This window comes from Acinetobacter sp. AOR34_HL (assembly GCF_027854795.1).
In the GTDB taxonomy this organism is placed as follows: Bacteria; Pseudomonadota; Gammaproteobacteria; order Pseudomonadales; family Moraxellaceae; genus Acinetobacter; species Acinetobacter junii.
On the sequence record NZ_JAKTID010000086.1, the window covers coordinates 62,282 to 80,341 of the forward strand.

Consider the following 18,060-nt stretch of genomic DNA (forward strand, 5'->3'; position numbering starts at 1 on the left):
TCGCTTTTTTATTGCCAAATTTAAGATAAATAAACATTTTAATTCTCCACACTTTTGAATCTTATATATTCAAGATTTAAGATAAAAATTACCAAACACCTTTACTTAGTTGTTGTTTGGTTTGTTGACGATCCCGACGATGTTGTGCACGAGGCTTCTCAGTTTCATGTATTCCACCTTTCTGTAGTAAAGGGGATAATGCGACGGGATTGCGAACTTTGATTTTAGGCATTTCTTTAAGTTTCATTTATTTAACCTTTTATACATAGAACTTGTTTAAGCGTGTGAATGATCTCGATGAGATCCGATTGATTCTGCATGACTTGATCGATGTCTTTATAAGCGCTAGGAATTTCATCAATTACACTTGGATCTTTTCGACATTCGATTCCTCGAGTTTGTTGAATTAAATCATCTTGGCTAAATAACAATTTTGCCTTATGACGACTCATTCTCCGACCTGCACCATGTGAACATGAGCAGAATGCTTCAGGATTTGCTTTACCTTTAACAATATAAGAACGTGTACCCATAGAACCCGGAATAATTCCTAATTCATCAAGTCCAGCACGAATTGCACCTTTACGTGTTATAAAAAGATCTTCACCGAAATGATTCTCTCGACTGATATAATTGTGGTGGCAATTTATAGCTTCTTTAGTGAGTTGAAAAGGTGGAAGTAGGGGGCGAATGGCTTCTAAAATTAATCGCATCATTTCACGACGATTTTCAAAAGCATATTCTTGAGCCCATTCAACGGCTTCAACATAATCATTAAAACTACATGATCCTTCTGCGAAATAACTTAAATCTTTATCTGGAACATGACCAAAGCGATGTTGAGCTTCTTTCTTCGCTAGTTCAATAAAATACGTGCCGATCACATTACCTAATCCACGACTGCCAGAATGTAACATGACCCAAACATCTTGATTTTCGTCTAAGCAGAGTTCAATAAAATGGTTACCACCACCTAAAGTTCCAAGTTGTTTTTGCCAAGTTAAATCAAAATTTCTGAGCATTCTGATTAAACCAGGATGTTTTTTTACGATTGGTTGTAAGCGTTTTTCTAACGGAATAATGTTAGATGCTTTCGCTTTCACTTGTTTATGTAACTCAAATCCTACGGGAACTTTTCGTTCGATTGCATTACGCAATGACGAAAGATTATCAGGAAGTTGTGAAGCTTTTAAATTGAGTCGAATCGCATTCATACCACAGCCAATATCTACGCCCACAGCTGCGGGTATAATTGCATGTTTAGTTGGTATAACACTTCCGACTGTCGCACCTTTACCAACATGTACATCGGGCATGACTGCAATATGAGAATAAACAAATTGCAGTTGTGCCATTTTCTTCAGTTGTTCAATGCTCTCATTATCAATATCGTTAGTGAATATCTTCACAGGTACACCGTATTGAGCTTCAGCATTGAGTATTTTTTGTATGCCCATTTTTATTTCTCGATTAGCGAAATTTCTGTCCGAATAGGCATAAAAAAACCTAGCGAATGCTAGGTTTAGAAGAGCATTCGGACAAGTGATCATTTGATTTGTCACTTGTCCGTGAGACGACACAGTGCCAAATCTTAAAGTGTTTTCCTTTGTAGTAATGGCATGTGTGTCCTCCTATAAAAATTGTCGATGAAAATATGAGCGTGAATTTTACTCGTATTTCTCAAAGGGTCAAGTGAAATTAAGATTTATTATTCACCTTCTTTCACATTCATCTCTTTGTAAGCAATGAGTTTGGTCTTGTGTTTCCACTTATACCCTAACCAAATTGCAAGAAATAGCGGAATACTGATATAGGTTGAAAGTAGTCCTAACCAGTCAATTTTTCCACCAATCAGGGCTTGATAGTTCTGACCTAAAATAATGATGGAACAGAGAATAAATGCAAACCACGGTGCAAATGGAAAGAATTTTGCACGATAAGCGAGGTCTTCTAACTTATGACCTTGAGCTAAATAGCCTTTGCGGAAACGATAATGTGATATTGCTATGCCTAGCCAGACAATAAATCCACACATCCCAGACATATTTAGTAACCAGTTAAAAACTTGTTGCTCACCGATAAATGTCGTTAGGAAACATAATGCTGCAACTGCTGTAGTTGCATACAGTGCATTCATTGGAACGCCACGTGTATCTAATTTGGAGAACCACTTTGGCGCACGACCTTCTTTAGCCATATCAAATAGCATACGGGTAGAAGAGTACATTCCAGAGTTACCCGCAGATAAAATTGCACTCAGAATAACTGCATTCATTAAGCTTGCAGCAAATGCGAATCCTGCTTTTTCATAGAGAAGAGTAAATGGAGAAAGCGCAATATTTTCACTTTCTGCGGCATGCAGTAACAAAGGATTATCGTAGCTGACCAGTGTACCAATGATGAAAATACACAAAATATAGAAAAGTAGAATTCGCCAAAAAATCTGTTTAATCGCCAAGGGAATTGTTTTCTTAGGGTCTTTTGATTCACCAGCAGCTACACCGACCATTTCAGTACCTTGAAATGAGAACCCTGCGATCATTGCAACACCAACCAGTGCTTGTAATCCACCAACGAATGGCGCATCACCTTTCGTCCAGTTGCTAAATGCAGAAACATTTGGAGTCAGCATAATTTTTGCAATCATTGCGATACCGATGATGATAAATACAATAATGGCAATAACTTTAATCATTGAAAACCAGAATTCACTTTCACCAAAGCCTTTGACCGTCATTGCATTGATTGCAAAGATCACAGCCAAAAATACAGCACTCCAATAGAAGCCAGAAATTTCTGGAAACCAAAATTTCATGATGAATTGGACGGCTACTAATTCAAATGCGACTGTAATCGCCCAGTTGTACCAATAGTTCCATCCTAAAGCAAAACCAAAACCTTCTTCTACATAGCGACTACCATAGGTGAAGAAAGCACCAGAACTTGGGTTATGAGTTGCAAGCTCACCTAAACTAGTCATCAAGAAATAAATCATGATTCCAATAAGTGCATAAGCGAGTAGCGCACCGCCAGGACCTGCGGTAGCAATCGTAGAACCTGAAGCAAGGAATAAGCCTGTACCAATCGATCCACCGATGGCAATCATATTGAGATGGCGTGCCCCAAGCTTACGCTGTAGGTGTTGAGGAGCAGAAATATCGCTCATAAGATTTCCTTAAACCGAATAAGGGTCAGTTGACACTTAAAATTACGTGTTAGGTTGAGATGTCAACCAACCTTGCCTGCACAGGCATATAATACTTTGAATCCCTGCTTATCAGCTTTCACTTCACATTGACCAAATTGTTGTTCAATGAGGGGAGGATAGTTGAGAAAGCGATTGGCTACGATCCACAGTTCACCCGAACTTTTTAAATGCGATTTTGCTAAGCGACACAGAGTTTCACTTGCATCGTAATTAGTATGTATGCCTTGATGAAATGGTGGATTACTTACAATTGCATCCAAATCTTGAGGGGCGTCACTAAAGCCTGTAACTGGTTCAAGATTTAAGTTTTCCAAGTTTAAGCCATTCTGTTCAAATGAGAACTTGGTTGACTGTAATGCAAAGGCATCAACATCAAGTGCAAAAATATGCTGTTCTGGGTTTAATTTGGCTAGATAGGCACTAATCACGCCAGCGCCGCAACCAAAGTCGGCAATCTTACCTGATTTTACTTCTTGAAGGTAAGGGAGCAAGACGGCTGTACCTACATCCAAATGATCTTGACTAAATACACCAGGAAGTGCGCAAATCGTGAGTGATTGCTGGTCGATTTGAATCGTATAGGTTTTTAACCAGTCTCGTAGTGATTTAGGTTGTGCTAATTTTTCGAGTGGCATCTGCCAAAGTTGGCAATGGCGTGCACTATCTAATTTGATAGCTTTTCCATATTGCTGTAATTGTTTAGCTGCTCGTTCAATTCCACCTTTTTTCTCACCAACTAAAAAGACTGATTGACCTAGCTCTAAATGGCTGGCAACAGTATGCAAAATATAGTTTAAAAGCTCTTTTGATTTTGGAACAAAAATAACCACCTGATCATAGCGATTTGCTGGAAACTCAACGCAAAAATTTGATTTTATTTCTGCGTTTAGAAAGCCTTGATGATCTGCAAAGTTCCATGTCCAAACGGAAGCTTCGACTTCGACGGGTAAGCTTTTTACGAGCTGATCATTCGGGGCATTGATTAATAAAACTTGCCCTTTTAAATAATCTTGTTGACGTATGACAACTTCACTACGTGGATCCATATTGATCTCTCATCAAAAACAAAGCCCAGTCGTGAAACTGGGCACTTGCAATTGTTAACGAATTATTTTTGAGTTTCAGGTAAAACAATATTCAAAATCAAGGCTGCAATACCACCTGTTGCAACACCTGAGCTGAAAATATTTTTAAATAATTCAGGAAGGTGTTCTAGGATTTGTGGTACTTGTGCTACCCCTAAGCCTAGTGCTAATGAGATTGCAATAATTAACAATGCACGACGATCTAAATGGATCGTTGATAAAATATTAATACCAGATGCAGCCACGGCACCGAACATCACCATCACCGCACCGCCAAGTACCGCTTGTGGAACAGCTTGAATCACAGCAGCCACAGCAGGGAATAAACCTAATAAGATCAATAATGCTGCAATCCAAAGACCTACATAACGGCTCGCAACACCAGTCAACTGGATCACACCATTATTTTGTGCAAATACAGAACTTGGGAAAGTATTGAAAATACCTGCTATGAAAGAGTTGGCACCATTAACTAGAACACCACCTTTGATGCGTTGCATCCAAACGGGGCCATCTACAGGTTGATTAGAAATTTTGCTGGTTGCTGTGACATCACCAATTGCTTCTAGAGAAGTTACTAGATAAATAAAAGCCATTGGAATAAACAAGCTCCAAGAAAAGCTCAATCCAAAATGCATTGGTGTTGGGATTTGAATAATAGGAGCTTCTTGTAATACGGAAAAGTTTAAATGTCCCATAAATCCAGCAAGTACATAACCGATGACTAAAGCGATCAAAATTGCTGAACTTTTCACCCAAATAATGCGAATTCTATTCAGTAAAATGATAATCCCCAAAACTGTACACGACATAATGAGATTATCTGCATTTGCAAAGGTATTATCCTGCATTGCGGTATAACCACCACCCATGCTAATCAGTCCTTCTTTGATCAATGTTAGACCAATCAACAGAACGACGATTCCTGTAACGAGAGGAGTAATCAGCTTTTTTACCCAAGGTAAAATTTGAGATACGCCCATTTCGATAAATGAACCTGCGATTACGACACCAAAAATCGCAGCCATAACTTGTTCGACAGGTGTGCCAGCAGCCACCATTGAGCTACCTATACCAATGATAGGACCAATGAAATTAAAGCTAGTTCCTTGAACAATAAGTAATCCAGCGCCAAATGGACCAACTTTTTTACATTGCAAGAAAGTCGCGATCCCTGAAATAATTAATGACATAGAAAGAATCATATTGGTGTCTTCGCGAGACACGCCTAATGCCAAACAAATCAATAATCCAGGGGTGACAATTGGCACTAAAATCGCTAAAAGATGTTGAAGCGCCGCTAAAAAAGCAATAAAAGGTTTCGGTCGATCATTTAGCCCATAGACTAGATCGAGCGGTTGTTCAGAGTGGGGATTTGACATGGGAGCATAAAAAAGCGGTAAGCATTAGTTGATTATTCTAATAGACTTAGACTACTTTACCAACGATTCTGTAACTATTCGTCAGAAAAAAATTGCTCTGTCAATAAACTGTCACTACTAAACTTTAGTATTTTTCTGTATAATTTGCCCTCAAATTTAAAGCGTATCGAATTTTACATGTCAGATATTAAAACTCTCCGTAACATTGCCATTATTGCGCACGTCGATCATGGTAAAACGACTCTTGTAGACAAACTTTTACAACAATCAGGTGCTCTTGGTGATCGCGCAGGCGAGATTGAACGTGTTATGGATTCTAACGCGCTTGAGTCTGAACGTGGTATTACCATTCTTGCGAAAAATACTGCAATCAAATGGTTAGATAAGCGTACTGATACTGAATACCGTATCAATATCGTGGATACCCCCGGACACGCAGACTTCGGTGGCGAAGTTGAACGTGTAATGTCGATGGTTGACTGTGTATTGCTTCTTGTTGACTCTCAAGAAGGTCCAATGCCACAAACTCGTTTCGTAACGCAAAAAGCGTTCGCACGTGGTTTGAAGCCAATCGTAATCATTAACAAAGTTGACAAGCCAAGCGCTCGTTGTGACTGGGTTATTGATCAAGTATTCGACTTATTTGATAACTTAGGCGCATCTGATGAGCAATTGGACTTCCCAGTTGTTTATGCTTCAGGTCTTCGTGGTGTGGCTGGTCCATCACCAGAAGAATTAGCGGATGATATGACTCCGTTGTTTGAAACGATTGTTGATATCGTAGAACCACCAGCAGTTGATGTTGATGGTCCGTTCCAAATGCAGATTTCTTCACTTGATTATAACAGCTTCGTTGGTGTTATTGGTGTTGGTCGTATTCAACGTGGTTCTGTAAAATTGAACACTCAAGTAACCGTAATTGATAAAGAAGGTAAGACACGTAATGGTCGTATCTTAAAAATCATGGGTTATCACGGTTTAGAGCGTGTTGATGTTGAATCTGCTTCTGCTGGTGATATCGTTTGTATCACAGGTATTGATGCATTAAATATTTCTGACACGATTTGTGATCCGAAAAATGTTGAAGCATTACCTGCATTGTCTGTAGATGAACCTACAGTTTCGATGACGTTCCAAGTGAACAATTCACCGTTTGCTGGTAAAGAAGGTAAATTCGTTACTTCACGTAATATCCGTGAGCGTCTTGATCGTGAATTGATTCACAACGTTGCATTACGTGTTGAAGATACTGATAGTCCAGACCGTTTTAAAGTATCTGGTCGTGGTGAACTTCACCTTTCAGTATTGATTGAAAACATGCGTCGTGAAGGCTTTGAAATGGGCGTATCACGTCCACAAGTCATCATGAAAGAAATCGATGGTGAAAAACAAGAGCCATACGAAAATGTAACGTTTGATGTTGAAGAACAGCATCAAGGTTCAGTTATGGAACAAATGGGCTTCCGTAAAGGTGAAATGACCAATATGGAAGTTGATGGTAAAGGTCGTATCCGTATTGAAGCGACTGTACCTTCACGTGGTTTGATTGGTTTCCGTTCTGAATTCTTAACCATGACTTCTGGTACAGGGATCATGACATCAAGCTTCTCGCATTACGGTCCAGCAAAAGCAGGTACTGTGGCGAAGCGTCAAAACGGTGTGTTGATCTCTATGGTTCAAGGGACTTGCTTGGGCTATGCATTATTTACACTTCAAGACCGTGGTCGTTTATTTGCTAAACCACAGCTTGAAGTATATGAAGGTATGATCATCGGTATTAACTCCCGTTCAGACGATATGGTTGTTAACCCAACTAAAGCGAAACAGCTCACCAACGTCCGCGCATCTGGTACTGATGAAGCATTGACTTTAACACCTGCACTGGAATATACGCTTGAACAAGCGCTTGAATTCATTGAAGATGATGAGCTAGTTGAAGTAACACCAAAATCAATTCGTATTCGTAAGCGTTACTTGACTGAAAACGAGCGTAAGCGTAACCGTGATAAATAATTTTTCTTAACTGAAAAAGAAAAAACCGCTAATTCTATTTAGCGGTTTTTTCATTGCGTAGACTTAATGGCCGAGAGATGCTTAAGCACATATTTTTATTAAAATAAAATATGTTGTTAAAGTGTGAAATAGCTTTCTTTTTTGATAAAAATATTAAATTATCAACATCATGCCATAGCCGCACCTGTGTAATAAACAATGTAAAAATGGGTTGCGATAAAGTTCAACTCTGGAGAGTTATAGATGAGTATTATTCAAGAATTTAAAGAATTTGCCATCAAAGGCAATATGATGGATCTTGCCATTGGTGTCATCATTGGTGGTGCATTTGGTAAAATTATTGATTCATTGGTGAAAGATATCATCATGCCACTTATTTCAGTTATTACTGGTGGGGGTGTTGATTTTACGCAGAAGTTTATTGTGCTAGGAGACAATCCAAATAATTTACAGTCTTTAGATCAATTAACGAAAGCAGGTGTCAATGTTTTAACCTATGGTAATTTCTTAACCATCTTTATTAATTTCATTATTTTGGCATGGGTTGTGTTTCTTATGGTGAAAGTAATGAATCGTATGCGTAAACAAAAAGAAGCAGCGCCAGCAGCACCAGCGCCTACACCAGAAGATATTCAGTTGTTACGTGAAATCCGTGATGAATTGAAAAAACAGGGTTAATAGACCTTGATACAGAAAACGGCATTTGATATGCCGTTTTTTTATTGTAGATTGGAATAAAATTAGCTAAAGAACGATAGATGAATAATCGTTTTTACATAGAAAACTTTCTACTTTCATTTTAAGATGCGGAGCGTATTGCTAGGGGATTAACCAACATGAACAGATTATTTGTTTACGGCACACTTGGTCCAAATCGAGAAAATTCGCATATTTTAGGAAATATAGGTGGTGATTGGCAAAAGGCACAAGTACATGGAACTGTGCATGTACTTGATTGGGGGCCTGACAAAGGTCTGCCAGCCATTGTGCTCAATGAAAATGATCCTTTAGTTGATGGCTATCTTTTTAGTACAGAAAAGTTAGAGCAAAACTGGCAAATGTTGGATGATTTCGAAGGCTTCCAATATCAACGCGTTGTTGCACCAGTGATATTAGATTCAGGTGAAAAAGTTGAAGCTTGGACTTATGTCATGCAGCCAAAGATTTGAATACGTTACTGGAGGGGCGCAGAAATACTTTACTTCGAAGGCTATCTCAGCCCATCCATACGAAATTTAATCTCAACTAAGTGAAAGCCAAATTGGCTTTTGATTGGACCATGCAAAATACGCTCGGCTGCAGTAAAAACTAACTTATCAATCACAGGCACAAGCTGTCCTTTTTTTACTTCACCCAGTTCACCACCGCGTTTAGCTGAATTACAGGTTGAATATTGTTTGGCAATTTTGCTGAAATCAGTACCTGACTGAATTCGTTTTTTTAACTGTTCAGCAAGATCTTTATCTTTTACTAAAATATGTCGAACGATTGCGGTTTGCATGAAATTAGTCTCCCTCAAATAGATTTGCAACTAAGCTTTGGTGGATTTTAGAGGCTGACACTGCGGGCAAAATACACTGGCACGTTGACCAAGTTTTAAATTCTCCAGTGTGGTTTCACAGTTCACACACATTTCACCAGCTCGACCATAAGCAAGGAGTGTTTGTTGGAAGTATCCATTTTCACCCATTGCATTGGTATAATCGCGTAATGTAGAACCACCTAGCTCAATTGCATGCTTTAGAATGCGTTTTACTTCAATCACTAAGCTTTCAATTTGCACTAAACTCAATGTTGAAGCGGGTTGTGCAGGATGTATACCGACATTGAATAAGCTTTCAGTCGCATAAATATTACCAACGCCTACTACATTATGATTATCCATTAAAGCAATTTTGATGCCGACATTCTTTTTTGAGAGTTTTTCAAATAAATAAACAGCGTTAAATGCATCACTTAGCGGTTCTGGCCCTAATGTATCAATCAGTTTTTCTTGATTGTTTTTATCTAACCATAGAATACAACCAAAGCGACGTGGATCATGATAGCGAAGCTGTTGATCTTCGAAGTCGATTACAAGATGATCATGTTTACGCAATTCTTCGTTTGCTTCACATAAACGAAAGCTGCCTGACATACCTAAGTGCCATAGCATCTGATCTCGTTCAAATTCAGCCAAAATATATTTAGAACGACGTTTAAGCGCCATTAAACGTTGCCCAATCAGTTTGTTCAAATCATCGGGTATAGGCCAACGTAAACTTGAGTTATAGACCTGTATTGATTGGACTCGTTGTTCTAAGAGTGGGAGTAAACTGGTCTTAGTAGTTTCAACTTCTGGAAGTTCAGGCATATTCAGCTCAAGTTGTTTTCAACAACAATACAATGAGGGTAAATGTTTCATTTACAATTATGCTGATATTTATTTTTAATTGCGAATCATGATGAAAAAATACTTTGATCTTTTTCGCTAAGGTTAAATCTCTAACACAACAATAAAATAATCAAAATTTAGCTTTAAGAAACTATTTCATCATCGCCACACAGAAATAAGGAATACCCATGCCTTCATTAAAAATTAACTTGTTATACAGTTCAGTTGCAATAACTATGGGCATGGCAAGTACTTTTGTATGGTCAGAGGAATCTAGTAATGATCAAATTGAACCTCTACCTGTAATTAAAGTCGAAGCTACTCGTACTGACACGCCTTATATGCAAACACCAGCATCTGTTTATCGAATTGATGCCCCTAAAAATGATCAATCTTTGCAGGTTAATTTAACAGAACTTGTTAAGGGGATTCCGAGCGTTCAAGTACGTAATCGGGAAAATTATGCTCAAGACTTGCAGCTATCAATGCGTGGTTTTGGTGCTAGATCGACCTTTGGGGTGCGGGGAATACGTTTATATGTTGATGGAATACCTGCAACGATGCCTGATGGGCAGGGGCAAACTTCTAACATTGATATGAATAGTTTGAGTCATTTAGAGGTTTTGACTGGACCATTTTCTTCACTGTATGGTAATTCATCTGGTGGAGCTGTTCTTGCAACTACTCGAGAGGGGCAGGGTAAAGACTCCATTGAGATGAATTATGCGGGTGGTAGCCATAATAAAAATCGTGCAGGTATCGTGTTACAGGGGGGCGCTAAAAACCAGAACGAACCGAGTTATATTGTCAGCTCCTCTTATTTCGATACCGATGGCTATCGCGACCATAGTGGCGCAAATAAAGTTTTAAGCAATGCCAAGCTGACATGGAATTTGGACGATGGCAGTAAAATTAATTGGGTTACTAACTATGTGAAGATTCACGCTGATGATCCGGGCGGTTTAACCCGTGCTGATTGGGAAAAGAATCCCAAACAGGTTGCTAAAAATGTTCTGGATTACAATGCCCGCAAAACAATTGATCAAACTCAGACAGGTTTGACTTGGTCAAAACCACTTAATGATCAAAATGAACTGTATGCGATGACTTATATTGGGCAACGTCAGGTAACACAATACCAGTCTATTCCAGATACGGTACAGAAGAACCCTAACACACCCTATCAAGCTGGTGGCGTGATTGATTTTAAGCGTGATTATTATGGTGCTGATTTCCGCTGGACAGGAAAAGATTTATTACCTAATACCCAATTCAGTGCGGGTGTTGCGATCGATGCAATGAACGAAGATCGACAAGGCTATCAAAACTTTAATGATGCGGGTGATAAAGGTATAAAAGGTGCTGTGCGCCGTGATGAACGCAATACTTTGTGGAATGTAGATCCTTATCTACAAGCATCTTGGTCTTTTTTACAAACCATGCGTTTAGATACAGGGGTGCGTTATAGCAATGTACATTACAAGTCGAAAGATCATTATATCGTTGGTTTGAACGGCGATAATAGTGGTAAGACAACATACGAAGAGGTATTACCTTCAGTTGCATTAAGCTGGCAAATCATCCCAGAAGTGCTGGTTTACGCGAGCTATGCCAAAGGGTTTGAAACACCGACTTTTACTGAAATGGCTTATCCTGAACAAGGTGGCGCAAGTATGCTTGATTTAAAACCATCGCAAAGTGATAACTATGAACTCGGTTTAAAATCTTTAAATACGCTGGGTGATTTTAACTTGGCGACCTTCTATATCGAAACCAAAGATGACATTGTGGCAGCCGAAAGCTTGGGTGGCCGTGCGACGTTCCGTAATGCTGATAAAACCCTACGTAAAGGTATTGAATTTGCATGGAATAAGAAGCTTTGGAAAGACATAGGACTGAATGCGAGCTATGCATATTTAGATGCAACTTTTGATTCGAAAGTGCCTGCGGCTGGGAAAGTTGCAGAGATTCCAGAAGGCAATGCAATTCCTGGAATTGCTAAGAATCAAGCCTTTATTGGCTTGGTATGGCAGCCAGAGCAAGGTTTCTATGCAGGACTTGATACCCAGTTTATGGATAAGGTCTATGTCAATGATATCAATAGTGATGCTGCTGCAAGCTATACTGTGGCATCGATTTATACAGGTTATGCATGGAAACGTGCTGATTGGGGCATTAATGGCTTTGCGCGTGTAGATAATCTGTTCGATAAAAACTATGCTGGTTCTGTGATTGTCAACGAAGGAAGCAGCCGTTTCTTTGAACCTGCGGATGGTCGGAACTGGAGTGCTGGTCTAAAAGTCTCTAAACAATTTTAAAATTATAAATATTGGCAGCACTTTTTTATGTGCTGCCAATATATGATTACTTTTTAGGTGGTTGAGTTGCTACTGGTGCAGCTTTTTGAGCGGCAATAGCTTGTTCAACTTTTTCCAAAGATTCTTTGGCATTTGGAATATTTTGGGCTGCTAAAGTCTTGAATATTTTTTGAGCTTCAGGAAGATTTTGATCAACTACATCTCCGTTCGTCATCAAATTCCCAAGAACCATTAACGATGGTGCATATCCTTTAGAGGCTAAAGAGCGAAAGCTGTTCACAGCAACCTGCTGTAGGACAGGATTTTTATTTTTATTTCCCATACCTAGATCGTAGATCGCCTTTAGGTGTATCGCTGGATAATAATTCTTTTGTATCAATGGACGTAGCTGTCGAATCGCCAATTGGTCGTACTCTGGTTTTCCTTGAGCAAATAATATCGTTGCCACCTCTACACCAGCTTCTTCTGAGCCTTGTTTCGCAGCTTTATCTAAATACATTTTATACTTCTGTGTGTCTTTCGTGATTCCAATATTGCTTTTACCATATCGATATATTTGTGCGAGTTCATAACTCGCCTTACCAAATCCTTTATTTGAGGAATCTTGAAAGTATTCAAATGCCTTTTTTTCATCTTTTGCTGTGCCTAAGCCTTGCTGAGTCATAGAGCCAAGATTATAAATTGCTTGAGCATTACCCGATGCCGCAATTCGCTGAATTTCTTGGAAAGCAGCTGTGTAGTTTTTTGCTTCATAAAGTTGGTTTGCTTTAGAAAATATTACATCAGCATTACCTTTTTCTGCAGCAAATACTGAGTTACAGGTTATGGCAATTAAGCTAGCAATAAGCAATTTTTTCATCTTCTTTCCTTTCAGTTTGGTCTGCTATCACTCCTTTGCGTAGCAGAAAGCAATCTTTAACCCTAATCATAAATTTATAATCTGAAATGTAAATCTTGATTTTGTATAAGTGTTGAATGCAATTTATTGGCTTAATTTGAGTTTTAATTTCTCTAAATCTATGAAAAATATAATAACGAGTCTTAATAGAAATAACCTTATTTAAATTCTATGGAGATACTGTGAATTAATCATAAATATTCTTTACATTATGAAAGTTTAGCTTTCTAAGCAGTTACTAGTTTTGTTGCAAATCAACAGGAATTGCTACAATTCGAATTACATTTTTTAAGAAAAACAGATATCTACTCAAAAGGTTAAATTACTGCATGAAGATTTTCGAACAGCTTGAATAATATGCTTATCGTCATTCAATAGATTTCATTAAGGAGTTGTAGTAAAGGATAACCATGTTATTACAGCTCCAAAAATGAAAAAGGTCTTTACAACTGTTAACTTGGTCTTGCTACATCGCCATTCAAAGCCTCTGGTAAATCTAGGATTTCTAGTCCTAATTCTTCTAAAGCCGTTGGCTTGGCAATCACGAGCGCTAAATAACCATCATTAATACTTACACTATTTACAACTTCAACATCCTTGTGTAGTTGTGTTGCTGGAGCAGGCAGATCACCTTTGGCATGAATTAGATGTAACCAGTGTTTGGGTTTAGCTTTAAACCAAAGACGAGCTACAATTTCTTGACCTAAATAACAGCCCTTATCAAAATGTACGCCGTCGCGCTGATGTAATCGTAATTCTTGCGGCTGGAATAAGTGTTCTGTTGTTTTGCTAATCCAAGCTTGCCCTGACTTGATCGCTTCAATCTGCCAAGTATAGATATCCGTTTCATTTGAAGAAAATTCTGTTTGGATCCCATGTATAGTTGGAAAAACAGAACCTATTTCTTCTAATTTCAACTTAGAAAAAGCACCAAATTTCTTAATGTGCTTGGCAAACTCTTCAGCTTGATCGTGAGTCGTAACTAGTTCAAAACTTTCTGTATTTAGCTTTTTTATCCACAAACCAAAATGAATTCGTCCTTTTAAATCGCAAATAGCAGTGTAGCGACTTTCATTTAAAGCTAAACGTTCAACATGAACCGTCACCTGACCTTGTAAAAATTTTTGTGCATCAACACCATTTAAACTAAAAGCCGTAAAAGCAAGCTCACTCATTGATCGATCCTAAACTATTTGTTCATCTAAAAACATAAAGACATTTTGCGCCATTTTTTATAAAAATGCAGCCTGAAATTCTCGATAATCGTAGCCAAATAGAAGATTAGATGTGTCGCTAACAGTTTGAAAACCGCTATGATATTTTTAGTCAATAAAACTATGCATTAAAAATAAAAATTCAACTCATAAGATGATAGGGAATCAATAATGGCTAATCATTTTGGACTTAACCGAGAGCAAATCGCTCGTGCAGCGATGCGAACAGCATTAGAAAATCAACAAGCTGAAGATAGTGTCGAGTTATTTATTCAACATCACCTCGAAGAGATTGAACCTGATTATTGGGAAAAACATTTTGGAACCAGTCAACCCAATTGTTTACAAGTTCTAGAACACTTAGTGCTTGTTCATCAATTTGAAGATGAAGACCTAGAAACAATGGAAATGTTGGATTTTAGCTTACCAGAAGAAGTAACTAACTATGTTATTTGCGTGAGTTTTGATGCTAAAGGTGAAGTGGTTGATATCTCTATGGAAAGTTAGTTTTGTCTTTTCAGGTGGTGTTTAATGGATATTCAAATTAAGAGAATTTATGAGGATTCTGAAAAATTAGATGGGTTAAGGATCCTTGTTGACCGTTTATGGCCAAGAGGAGTATCAAAGGAAAAAGCACATCTTGATTTATGGTTAAAAGAAATAGCACCATCAACACAATTACGTACTGCATTTTGCCATAAAGTAGAAAATTGGTTGGAATTCCAAGATAAGTATTATGAAGAATTGTCTAGGAATCCATGTATTAATGAGTTGGTACTCTTGGCTGAAAAGAATAAGCTAACCCTTATATATGCTGCAAAGGATCCAAATTTGAATCATGCTTTGGTGCTTAAAAATTTTATATTAGCTAAGGAAAAATGAATTTTTATAATTTTAACAATACTTAAAATGGTGTTTTGAAAAAAATTGTCTTTGATTCATAATAGTATTTTGAGTTTCTTTTATGTCTTTGCCAAATTGTCCAAAATGCCAATCAGAATATACTTATCAAGAAGCTGATTTATTTATTTGCCCTGAGTGTGCACACGAGTGGAAAGAGGGTTCTGTTGCCACAAATGAATCAGAAGAAATCATTAAAGATGCAAATGGTAATGTATTGGCTGATGGGGATAGTATTACTGTTATTAAAGATTTAAAAATAAAAGGTTCGTCTTCTGTTGTAAAAGTCGGTACAAAAGTAAAAACGATTCGTTTAGTTCACGGTGCAAGTGATGGTCATAATATCGATTGTAAAATTGATGGTATAGGCGCTATGAAACTTAAAGCTGAATTTGTAAAGAAAGCGTAGTTTAAGCATAAGAAAAGCAGCAGAAATGTTGCTTTTCTTATAAATTACTAAATGAGAACAAAAAAAATCTTCTATGGTTTTCTACTCAACTATATTGAAATAACAATTTATAAATAACAACTCCGATAAGAGAGGTTCTCATAGCAGGTTGGTTTGAAGTCAGTCAAGCGAATGATGGGCAGTATCGCTTTGTTTTAAAAGCAGGGAATGGTGAGCCCATTCTAAATAGTGAACTTTATAAAACAAAAGCAGCGGTGCTCAATGGTATAGCATCTGTTCAAAAAAATAGTCCAGATGATGGGCGATATGAGCGAGTGGTAGCAAAAAATGATAAACCTTATTTTAATTTAAAAGCAGCGAATCATCAGGTGATTGGAACTAGCCAATTGTATTCAAGTGAACAATCACGAGATAAAGGGATTGAGTCTGTTAAAAACAATCGTTCATCAGAGACCATAAAAGATTTAACTGTCTAAATCTAAAAAATAAAAAAAGCCGTTTCAAAAACGGCTTTTTTGCTATCTGATAATTAGCAATTAACCAGCAAGTTTTTTGATTAACTCTTCTTTACTTAGATTAGTTGATTCTTCATCACGACGACCTTTATATTCAAAAGTACCAGCGTCTAAGCCTTTTTCACCGATTACAATACGATGAGGAATACCCATCAATTCAAGATCAGAGAACTTAACACCAGGGCGTTCATTACGGTCATCTAATAACACGTCATAACCTTGGGCTTGTAATTCAGCATAAAGTGCTTCTGCTGCCTCAAGAGTACGCGGCGATTTATGAGCATTCATTGGAACGATTGCAACTTCGAATGGTGCGATTGCTTGTGGCCAAATAATGCCTTTATCGTCAAAGTTTTGCTCAATTGCTGCAGCAACTACACGTGTGACACCGATACCATAGCAACCCATTGTGACAGTAAATGGTTTCCCATCTTCGCCAAGTACTTTACAAGCTAATGCTTCAGAATATTTCGTACCGAGTTGGAAGATATGACCAACTTCGATCCCTCGTTTAATCTGCAAAGTACCTTTACCATCTGGTGATGGATCGCCTTCAACCACATTACGAAGATCATAAACTTCACTATACTTCGCATCACGTTCCCAGTTTAAGCCAGTAGCATGCTTATCAACTTGGTTAGCACCTGCGATAAAATCAGATAATACAGATGCTGCACGATCAACAATAACGGTTAGGCCTTTTTCTACAAGTCCTTGGGGACCACAGAAGCCAGCTGTTAAACCATTTTGCTTTAATTGTTCTTCTGTAGCAAAGCTCAGTGGCGCTGCAATAAGAGGATGTTTTTCAGCTTTAATCTCATTCAGTTCGTGATCACCACGTAAGAAAAGTGCAATTACTGGAATATTGCCGTTTTCATCCGCGATACCTTGTACAAGTAGAGCTTTGATCGATTGTTTTGCTTCAGCATTTAAAAAATCGCAGACATCTTCAATTGTTTTTTGATTCGGTGTTTCAACGATTTTAAATTCTTGTGTAGCTGCTAAACGCTCACCAACTAACACAGCCTCAGCCATTTCAACGTTAGCTGCGTAATCTGATTCTGTAGAGAAGGCGATGTCGTCTTCACCACTAGATGCCAATACATGAAACTCATGCGATGCAGAACCACCAATCGAGCCTGTATCAGCCTGAACTGGGCGGAAGTCCAATCCTAATCGTGTGAAGATACGGCTGTATGTGTCATACATTACGTCGTAAGTTTCTTGAAGAGATTCTTGGTTTGCATGGAAAGAATAAGCATCTTTCATAATGAATTCACGTGAACGCATCACGCCAAAACGAGGACGAATTTCGTCACGGAATTTGGTTTGAATCTGGTAGAAATTTAAAGGTAATTGTTTATAACTTTTAAGTTCATTACGCGCTAAATCGGTGATGACTTCTTCATGTGTAGGTCCCAATACAAAGTCATTTGTATGGCGATCTTTGAAACGTAATAATTCAGGTCCGTATTGTTCAAAACGACCAGATTCTTCCCATAGTGCAGCAGGTTGTGTGACTGGCATAAAGACTTCTAATGCACCAGAACGATTCATTTCTTCACGAACAATCGCATCAACTTTCTTTAGAACGCGTGTTCCCATGGGCAACCAAGAGTATAAGCCAGAAGCTAATTTACGAATCATCCCCGCACGTAACATAAGCTGATGAGAAATAACTTCAGCATCATTTGGGGTTTCTCTTAACGTTGCAAATAAAAAGCGGCTTGCGCGCATGGAAACT

General features: G+C 38.2%; 18 protein-coding genes. 8 read left to right on the forward strand and 10 right to left on the reverse strand.

Features of this window, described 5'->3' with window-relative positions:
* Window positions 1–88 precede the first annotated feature (88 nt).
* The 5 genes from MKL32_RS15775 to MKL32_RS15795 form a co-directional block, all read right to left on the reverse strand.
* Window positions 89–247 carry a hypothetical protein gene (locus tag MKL32_RS15775; RefSeq protein ID WP_004963933.1) on the reverse strand — a complete coding sequence of 53 codons (159 nt, stop codon included), beginning with the start codon at window positions 245–247 and terminating at the stop codon, window positions 89–91.
* Window positions 248–251: 4 nt separating this feature from the next.
* Window positions 252–1,457, reverse strand: coding sequence for an RtcB family protein (locus tag MKL32_RS15780; RefSeq protein WP_270900749.1), 1,206 nt, complete (start codon window positions 1,455–1,457; stop codon window positions 252–254).
* Window positions 1,458–1,708: 251 nt separating this feature from the next.
* Window positions 1,709–3,166: an amino acid permease gene (locus tag MKL32_RS15785; RefSeq protein ID WP_004950518.1), complete on the reverse strand. Its 1,458-nt coding sequence runs from the start codon at window positions 3,164–3,166 to the stop codon at window positions 1,709–1,711.
* A gap of 62 nt (window positions 3,167–3,228) precedes the next feature.
* A complete protein-coding gene (locus MKL32_RS15790) occupies window positions 3,229–4,254 on the reverse strand; it encodes a class I SAM-dependent methyltransferase (RefSeq protein ID WP_270900750.1) in 1,026 nt (341 codons plus the stop codon).
* 62 nt (window positions 4,255–4,316) lie between these two features.
* Window positions 4,317–5,675, reverse strand: a complete 1,359-nt coding sequence (locus MKL32_RS15795) for a uracil-xanthine permease family protein (RefSeq protein ID WP_039047007.1) — start codon at window positions 5,673–5,675, stop codon at window positions 4,317–4,319.
* A gap of 177 nt (window positions 5,676–5,852) precedes the next feature.
* On the opposite strand from MKL32_RS15795, the gene typA reads away from it, so the two are divergent.
* The 3 genes from typA to MKL32_RS15810 all read left to right on the forward strand — a co-directional run bounded on the left by typA (window position 5,853) and on the right by MKL32_RS15810 (window position 8,857).
* Window positions 5,853–7,688: a translational GTPase TypA gene (gene typA / locus MKL32_RS15800; RefSeq protein ID WP_004908783.1), complete on the forward strand. Its 1,836-nt coding sequence runs from the start codon at window positions 5,853–5,855 to the stop codon at window positions 7,686–7,688.
* Between the two features lie 243 nt (window positions 7,689–7,931).
* Entirely contained in the window at window positions 7,932–8,366 is a 435-nt protein-coding gene (gene mscL / locus MKL32_RS15805) for a large conductance mechanosensitive channel protein MscL (protein ID WP_004908781.1), read from the forward strand.
* 158 nt (window positions 8,367–8,524) lie between these two features.
* Window positions 8,525–8,857 (forward strand): gamma-glutamylcyclotransferase family protein, encoded by a 333-nt coding sequence (locus tag MKL32_RS15810; RefSeq protein WP_004908779.1) that lies wholly within the window; start codon window positions 8,525–8,527, stop codon window positions 8,855–8,857.
* 41 nt (window positions 8,858–8,898) lie between these two features.
* Here MKL32_RS15810 and MKL32_RS15815 read toward each other — a convergent pair whose 3' ends face one another.
* Together MKL32_RS15815 and mutM are read right to left on the reverse strand one after the other, a co-directional pair.
* A complete protein-coding gene (locus MKL32_RS15815) occupies window positions 8,899–9,189 on the reverse strand; it encodes a peptidylprolyl isomerase (RefSeq protein WP_039047006.1) in 291 nt (96 codons plus the stop codon).
* A gap of 30 nt (window positions 9,190–9,219) precedes the next feature.
* Window positions 9,220–10,041 carry a bifunctional DNA-formamidopyrimidine glycosylase/DNA-(apurinic or apyrimidinic site) lyase gene (gene mutM, locus MKL32_RS15820; RefSeq protein WP_039047005.1) on the reverse strand — a complete coding sequence of 274 codons (822 nt, stop codon included), beginning with the start codon at window positions 10,039–10,041 and terminating at the stop codon, window positions 9,220–9,222.
* Window positions 10,042–10,250: 209 nt separating this feature from the next.
* Here mutM and MKL32_RS15825 point away from each other — a divergent pair, with 209 nt between their 5' ends.
* Entirely contained in the window at window positions 10,251–12,380 is a 2,130-nt protein-coding gene (locus MKL32_RS15825; RefSeq protein ID WP_039047004.1) for a TonB-dependent receptor, read from the forward strand.
* A gap of 46 nt (window positions 12,381–12,426) precedes the next feature.
* On the opposite strand, the gene MKL32_RS15830 is transcribed toward MKL32_RS15825, so the two are convergent.
* Together MKL32_RS15830 and ygfZ are read right to left on the reverse strand one after the other, a co-directional pair.
* Window positions 12,427–13,239 (reverse strand): tetratricopeptide repeat protein, encoded by an 813-nt coding sequence (locus tag MKL32_RS15830; RefSeq protein WP_270900751.1) that lies wholly within the window; start codon window positions 13,237–13,239, stop codon window positions 12,427–12,429.
* A gap of 491 nt (window positions 13,240–13,730) precedes the next feature.
* Window positions 13,731–14,453, reverse strand: a complete 723-nt coding sequence (ygfZ, locus tag MKL32_RS15835) for a CAF17-like 4Fe-4S cluster assembly/insertion protein YgfZ (RefSeq protein WP_004963910.1) — start codon at window positions 14,451–14,453, stop codon at window positions 13,731–13,733.
* A 210-nt stretch (window positions 14,454–14,663) separates the two neighbouring features.
* Here ygfZ and MKL32_RS15840 point away from each other — a divergent pair, with 210 nt between their 5' ends.
* From MKL32_RS15840 to MKL32_RS15855, 4 genes are all read left to right on the forward strand, one after another.
* A complete protein-coding gene (locus MKL32_RS15840; protein ID WP_004963907.1) occupies window positions 14,664–14,999 on the forward strand; it encodes a DUF2004 domain-containing protein in 336 nt (111 codons plus the stop codon).
* Between the two features lie 24 nt (window positions 15,000–15,023).
* Window positions 15,024–15,374, forward strand: a complete 351-nt coding sequence (locus tag MKL32_RS15845; RefSeq protein ID WP_004963904.1) for a DUF488 domain-containing protein — start codon at window positions 15,024–15,026, stop codon at window positions 15,372–15,374.
* A gap of 82 nt (window positions 15,375–15,456) precedes the next feature.
* The gene (locus MKL32_RS15850) at window positions 15,457–15,801 is read left to right on the forward strand and encodes a zinc ribbon domain-containing protein YjdM (protein ID WP_004963901.1); all 345 of its coding nucleotides are present in this window, start codon (window positions 15,457–15,459) and stop codon (window positions 15,799–15,801) included.
* A gap of 140 nt (window positions 15,802–15,941) precedes the next feature.
* Window positions 15,942–16,277 (forward strand): YegP family protein, encoded by a 336-nt coding sequence (locus MKL32_RS15855; protein ID WP_026057400.1) that lies wholly within the window; start codon window positions 15,942–15,944, stop codon window positions 16,275–16,277.
* A 60-nt stretch (window positions 16,278–16,337) separates the two neighbouring features.
* Here the strand turns inward: MKL32_RS15855 and MKL32_RS15860 are convergent, their stop codons facing one another.
* On the reverse strand, window positions 16,338–18,053 hold the full coding sequence (locus MKL32_RS15860) for a proline--tRNA ligase (RefSeq protein ID WP_204378963.1): 1,716 nt from the start codon (window positions 18,051–18,053) through the stop codon (window positions 16,338–16,340).
* Window positions 18,054–18,060: the final 7 nt, after the last annotated feature.

Coding starts and splice junctions, on each gene's coding strand:
- mutM (WP_039047005.1), bottom strand. CDS start 10,041: ATGCCTGAACTTCCAGAAGTTGAAACTACTAAGACCAGTTTACTCCCA.
- MKL32_RS15795 (WP_039047007.1), bottom strand. CDS start 5,675: ATGTCAAATCCCCACTCTGAACAACCGCTCGATCTAGTCTATGGGCTA.
- MKL32_RS15780 (WP_270900749.1), bottom strand. CDS start 1,457: ATGGGCATACAAAAAATACTCAATGCTGAAGCTCAATACGGTGTACCT.
- MKL32_RS15790 (WP_270900750.1), bottom strand. CDS start 4,254: ATGGATCCACGTAGTGAAGTTGTCATACGTCAACAAGATTATTTAAAA.
- MKL32_RS15830 (WP_270900751.1), bottom strand. CDS start 13,239: ATGAAAAAATTGCTTATTGCTAGCTTAATTGCCATAACCTGTAACTCA.
- mscL (WP_004908781.1), top strand. CDS start 7,932: ATGAGTATTATTCAAGAATTTAAAGAATTTGCCATCAAAGGCAATATG.
- MKL32_RS15850 (WP_004963901.1), top strand. CDS start 15,457: ATGTCTTTGCCAAATTGTCCAAAATGCCAATCAGAATATACTTATCAA.
- MKL32_RS15825 (WP_039047004.1), top strand. CDS start 10,251: ATGCCTTCATTAAAAATTAACTTGTTATACAGTTCAGTTGCAATAACT.
- MKL32_RS15815 (WP_039047006.1), bottom strand. CDS start 9,189: ATGCAAACCGCAATCGTTCGACATATTTTAGTAAAAGATAAAGATCTT.
- MKL32_RS15845 (WP_004963904.1), top strand. CDS start 15,024: ATGGATATTCAAATTAAGAGAATTTATGAGGATTCTGAAAAATTAGAT.
- MKL32_RS15785 (WP_004950518.1), bottom strand. CDS start 3,166: ATGAGCGATATTTCTGCTCCTCAACACCTACAGCGTAAGCTTGGGGCA.
- MKL32_RS15840 (WP_004963907.1), top strand. CDS start 14,664: ATGGCTAATCATTTTGGACTTAACCGAGAGCAAATCGCTCGTGCAGCG.
- MKL32_RS15775 (WP_004963933.1), bottom strand. CDS start 247: ATGAAACTTAAAGAAATGCCTAAAATCAAAGTTCGCAATCCCGTCGCA.
- typA (WP_004908783.1), top strand. CDS start 5,853: ATGTCAGATATTAAAACTCTCCGTAACATTGCCATTATTGCGCACGTC.
- ygfZ (WP_004963910.1), bottom strand. CDS start 14,453: ATGAGTGAGCTTGCTTTTACGGCTTTTAGTTTAAATGGTGTTGATGCA.
- MKL32_RS15860 (WP_204378963.1), bottom strand. CDS start 18,053: ATGCGCGCAAGCCGCTTTTTATTTGCAACGTTAAGAGAAACCCCAAAT.
- MKL32_RS15810 (WP_004908779.1), top strand. CDS start 8,525: ATGAACAGATTATTTGTTTACGGCACACTTGGTCCAAATCGAGAAAAT.